Here is a 4809-nt window from a genome sequence, read left to right as displayed (position 1 = left end):
ATCAGGGTCAAGCGAACCAAAAACAGCGCAAAACGATGAGAAATTCAACGCTCGTTTCGCCATGTGAACATTCACGCGTCACCTCGCCCTGCAGCGGGGGTTGTGCAGACCTTCCCTAACTATCAGAAGTTGGCACAACACCTGGCTACCGTACCTTCAGAGCGTGCACACGAAGCCGCATTGAACGGGCATGCACAAGGCACCCGAATGAGCGTGGCCGATTTGGTGGCCTACCTGATCGGCTGGCATTTGCTGGTGCTGAAATGGCACGAGAGAACAACGAGCGGTCTGCCTGTCGACTTTCCGGAAACAGGCTACAAGTGGAACGATCTGGGTCGTCTGGCCCAGAAGTTCTATGCCGATCACGCGGCGCAAGACCACTTGGTCTTGCTGCAACAACTGGCCGACGTTCACGCCCGCATCGTGACCCTGGTGGAGCAAGAAACCGACGCTGCGCTGTACAGCGCACCCTGGTACAAGCAACATACGCTGGGGCGGATGATCCAGCTCAACACTGCATCGCCCTATGCCAACGCTTTGGCGCGGCTGCGCAAGTGGCAAAAGGCTGATGGGCACCCTTGAAGCCCCACAGTGCCTGAAAAACTGTCACAACACCCTACCCGCGCAGCCCCCCACTGCCATCAGCGTCCCTATCAACACCGGCTGGTGCAGCATGTAGTAGCTCAAACTCCAACGACCCAACCACCTCAAGGCACCCCCGACTGGCCCCAACGGGTGGCGCTGTGCCACCTGATCACGCCAGCGCCCACGCCGCCCATTCAACAACGCCTGCCCCAGGCCCACGCCCCACAGCATCACGCCCAGCCACGGCAGCACAGGCACGTAATCCTCCGTCATCGGTTTGGCCATCACCACGCCCAAGCCGTTCAGCCAGCGGCTATTGAGCGCCATCTGCCACGTGGCCGAGCCATATTGCGTCAGCGCATCGCCCAGCCACGGCGTGGCCACTATCAGTACCGCGCCTGCCACCCAGCAACGCGCGCCGTCCAGCCAGCCACGCGCCAGCGCCCAACGCACCACCAGCAGCATCACCGCCATGCCGTGCAGCACGCCAAAGCTGATCCAGCTGCGCGGAAACATCCACCACGAGGCCAGCGACACCAGCGTGGCACAACCGACCACCTGCGCCCAGCGCCGCCAAAACCGCGGCCAGCTTTGCCCCTGCTGCACCGCCAGCGCCTGCCCCATGCCCGCGCACAATAAAAACAGACTGACGATGCCGGTGCGCTGCCAAGTCCACAGCGGATCGGCATAAAAGTTCTGCCGGATATAACCAAAGTGGTTCAGGTCAAAACAAAAGTGATACACCGTCATCCACAGCATGGCCAGCCCGCGCAGGGCGTCGATGCGGTCAAAGCGGGACGCGGCCGTGCGCAGCGGCTCTGTGGTTGGGGTGATGGCTGGAGTGGTGTCCGGGGCAGCAGGCATGGCAAGCGCCGATCCTATCTGAGCCTGCAAGGAGTGCCCGGATAATCTCCCCCATGCCCCACCCGCACCCGCTTGAACTGCTTGCCCCCGCACGCGATGCCGACATTGGCATCGAAGCCATCAACCACGGTGCCGACGCGGTGTACATCGGCGGCCCCGGTTTTGGCGCACGCGCCGGTGCGGGAAATACGGTGGCCGACATCGAGCGGCTGGCGCAGCACGCGCACCGCTTCAATGCGCGCGTGTTCGTCACCCTGAACACCATCTTGCGCGATGACGAGCTGGAACCCGCGCGCAGCCTGACCTGGCAGTTGCACGAAGCGGGAGTTGACGCACTCATCATCCAGGACATGGGCCTGCTGATGCTGGATTTGCCCCCGATTCAGTTGCACGCCAGCACACAAACCGACATCCGCACCCCCGCCAAAGCGCGCTTTTTGCAAGACGCCGGTCTGTCGCAAATCGTGCTCGCGCGCGAACTGACGCTGGCGCAGATTGCCGCCATCCGCGACGTGCTTGACCCGGTGCGCTGCAACATTGAATTTTTCGTCCACGGTGCGCTGTGCGTGGCCTACAGCGGCCAGTGCTATATCAGCCACGCCCACACTGGCCGCAGCGCCAACCGGGGGGACTGCTCGCAAGCTTGCCGCCTGCCCTATCAGGTCAAAGACGCGCAAGGACGCATCATTGCGCACGACGCGCATGTGCTGTCGATGAAAGACAACAACCAAAGCCTGAACCTCGCACCGCTGATCGATGCGGGCGTGCGCAGCTTCAAGATCGAAGGGCGCTACAAGGACATGGGCTATGTCAAAAACATCACCGCCCATTACCGGCGCTTGCTCGACGACATTTTGAACACGCGCCCCGATCTGACCCGCACCAGCGACGGGCGCTGCACCTTCAGCTTTACGCCCGACCCTGAACAAAACTTCAACCGCGCGTTCACCGATTACTTCGTCCACGGTCGCCAGATCGACATTGGCGCGTTTGATTCACCCAAAAATCCCGGCCAACCCATAGGCCACGTCACCCGCGTCGATGCCGACCACTTCGACCTGCTGGCCGACGCGCCCAAAGCCCCGTCGCCCGCGCTGCACCTTTCTAACGGCGACGGTCTGTGCTACTACGATCTGCAAAAAAACCTGATCGGCGCGCAAACCAACCGCGTGCAGGCGTTAGGCGGCGGCGTGTGGCGCATCTACCCCAAAGACGCTTTGCACACGCTGCACGATTTGCGCAAAGGCACCATCATCAACCGCAACCGCAGCATGGACTGGGCGCGCACGCTGGAGAAAAAATCCGCCGAACGCCGCATCGGCGTATGGCTGCGTTTGACCGAAACTGATGACGGCCTGCAACTGATCGCCACCGACGAACAAGGACACACCGCTTCAGCGCACATGGTGATGGCGCATACAGCACCTCACAACGAAGCAGATGCCCTGGAAAAGCTGCGCCATGCCTTGGCCCGCCTGGGCGACACCCTCTTTGTAGCCATCGACATCGGCATCGACCTGCCGCGCCCCTGGTTCGTGCCCGCCAGCCAAGCCAATGCGCTGCGACGAGCCGCCGTGGCCGCGCTCGAATCAGCCCGCGCCGCCGCCTGGCAGCGCCTGCCGCGCGCTGCCCCCATTGAACCGCCCACACCTTACCCCGACGATGCGCTGACCTATCTGGCCAACGTGTTCAACCACGCCGCGCGCGACTTCTACGCCCGCCACGGCGTCAAGGTGATTGACGCCGCCTACGAAAGCCATGAAAAAACCGACGAAGCCAGCCTGATGATCACCAAGCACTGCGTGCGCTACGCGCTCAGCCTGTGCCCCAAGCAGGCCAAAGGCATCACCGGCGTACAAGGCACCGTGCGCGCCGAACCACTGCACCTCATCAACGGCAAAGAAAAACTCACCCTGCGCTTTGACTGCAAGCCGTACGAAATGCACGTGGTGGGCAAAATCAAACCCGGCGTGCTGCAACGCGGCACACGCGAAGCGGCCGAACACGCGCTGCGCTTTTACCGCACCGCACCAGCAACGCCAAAAATGAATAATGAAGTTGGCCTGTAGCGCTTGATAGATAAGCGCTATCAGCTCTTGTTTTTATAGTTTTAAGGACTTTAACCATGAAAATTCTGCTCCCCGTCGACGGCACCGATCTGTCCCTGCACGAAACCCGCTTTGCACTGCAACTGGTACGCGAAGGACTGCAAGCCAGCTTTGTGCTGGTCAACGTGCAGGCCCCCGCCAGTTTTTACGAAATCGTCACCGCGCACGACCCGGCGCTGATCGAAGACGCCGCGCTGGAAGCGGGCGAAGACCTGATCGAGCCATCTGCTGCGCTGCTGCGCGAAGCGGGCGTCACGTTTGAACCGGCCATCGTCTCTGGCGATCCGGCACATGCCATGCTCGATCTGATCGAAATCCACCGCTGCGACATGGTGCTGATGGGCGAGCGCGCCCTGGGGCCGATTCAGCGCATGATCGAAGGCGAATCCGTCTCGCGCCGTCTGGTGCACGACTCGCCCGTGCCGGTGCTGCTGGTCAAGCCGCCAGTAGAAGATTGAAAAACCAATCGGCACCCACGCACCTATGGCAGAAGGAGACCCTGGCCGCCCTGACTCCGTTGGCAGTGCCAGCGGCACTTTAAGGAACCGCTGATTTATTCCAGTCTCCAACCGCCATGAGCAGCCAACTGCCGAAACAATTGAGCTTTGCCAGTGCCGAATACGCAGACAAGAAACGCCGCACCCGTTGCGAGAAGTTCCTGAGCGAGATGGAACAAGAGTCGTGCCCTGGTCACGCATTGAAGCCGTCATCGAGCCGTACTACCCTCCCAAAGCGGCCGTGTTGGTCGGCACAACAAACCGATGCGATCAACAAGGACATGACTTGGCACGTGGCGGCCAAGCGGGACAAGATCAAGGCCATGCCCGAGGGGCACCTGAAAGATTTGATGCAAGCGCTGGAGAAAACCAAAGCGCAGATCAGAGCCAAGGTGGAACACCCGTTTGGTGTGCTCAAGAACATCTTCGGATACAAGAATGTGCGATACAAGGGCTTGGCCAAGAATGCGGCGCAGTTGATGACTTTGTTCGGGCTGGTCAAGTCTGGTGCGTGCGAAGAAGAAATTGATGGACATGCGGGAACCTCTAAAAACCCTCCGCCATCCAACCGCAGTCCAAGACTGCCCCTACCCGCATCATGCCCCAACCGCGCAGTGCCCTGAAGTCTGACCTATTCGCCGACGACGCCCACAAGCGCAAGATTGATGTACTGGGCGATCCCCTGGAGCTGATCGCGCGGCACATCGACTTTGAGCATCTGGCGGGCCTGATCGATGGTTTGTATCCCCGCACCG

General features: G+C 61.0%; 4 protein-coding genes and 3 pseudogenes. 6 read left to right on the top strand and 1 reads right to left on the bottom strand.

The window, feature by feature from the left end; genetic code table 11:
- The first annotated feature begins 129 nt into the window (after positions 1 to 129).
- Positions 130 to 582: a ClbS/DfsB family four-helix bundle protein gene (locus ACK5NW_RS00475; protein WP_416924285.1), complete on the top strand. Its 453-nt coding sequence runs from the start codon at positions 130 to 132 to the stop codon at positions 580 to 582.
- Between the two features lie 24 nt (positions 583 to 606).
- Here the strand turns inward: ACK5NW_RS00475 and ACK5NW_RS00470 are convergent, their stop codons facing one another.
- Entirely contained in the window at positions 607 to 1449 is an 843-nt protein-coding gene (locus ACK5NW_RS00470) for a DUF1624 domain-containing protein (RefSeq protein WP_416924284.1), read from the bottom strand.
- Positions 1450 to 1502: 53 nt separating this feature from the next.
- Between ACK5NW_RS00470 and ACK5NW_RS00465 the strand changes: the two genes are divergently transcribed.
- From ACK5NW_RS00465 to ACK5NW_RS00445, 5 genes and pseudogenes are all read left to right on the top strand, one after another.
- Positions 1503 to 3518, top strand: coding sequence for a peptidase U32 family protein (locus tag ACK5NW_RS00465; protein WP_416924283.1), 2016 nt, complete (start codon positions 1503 to 1505; stop codon positions 3516 to 3518).
- Between the two features lie 56 nt (positions 3519 to 3574).
- Complete coding sequence (locus ACK5NW_RS00460) at positions 3575 to 4015, top strand: universal stress protein (RefSeq protein ID WP_416924282.1); 441 nt, start codon at positions 3575 to 3577, stop codon at positions 4013 to 4015.
- 116 nt (positions 4016 to 4131) lie between these two features.
- Positions 4132 to 4306 (top strand): annotated as a pseudogene (locus ACK5NW_RS00455) (IS5/IS1182 family transposase); the annotation flags it as partial.
- Between the two features lie 23 nt (positions 4307 to 4329).
- A pseudogene (locus ACK5NW_RS00450) lies at positions 4330 to 4551 on the top strand (transposase); the annotation flags it as partial.
- 101 nt (positions 4552 to 4652) lie between these two features.
- Positions 4653 to 4809, top strand: a pseudogene (locus tag ACK5NW_RS00445) (IS5/IS1182 family transposase); the annotation flags it as partial.

Origin of the sequence: Ottowia sp., from assembly GCF_047975795.1 — a bacterium.
GTDB lineage: Bacteria > Pseudomonadota > Gammaproteobacteria > Burkholderiales > Burkholderiaceae_C > Ottowia.
Note: the sequence above shows the minus strand (reverse complement) of the source record. Positions and strands in the feature narration are given on the sequence as shown.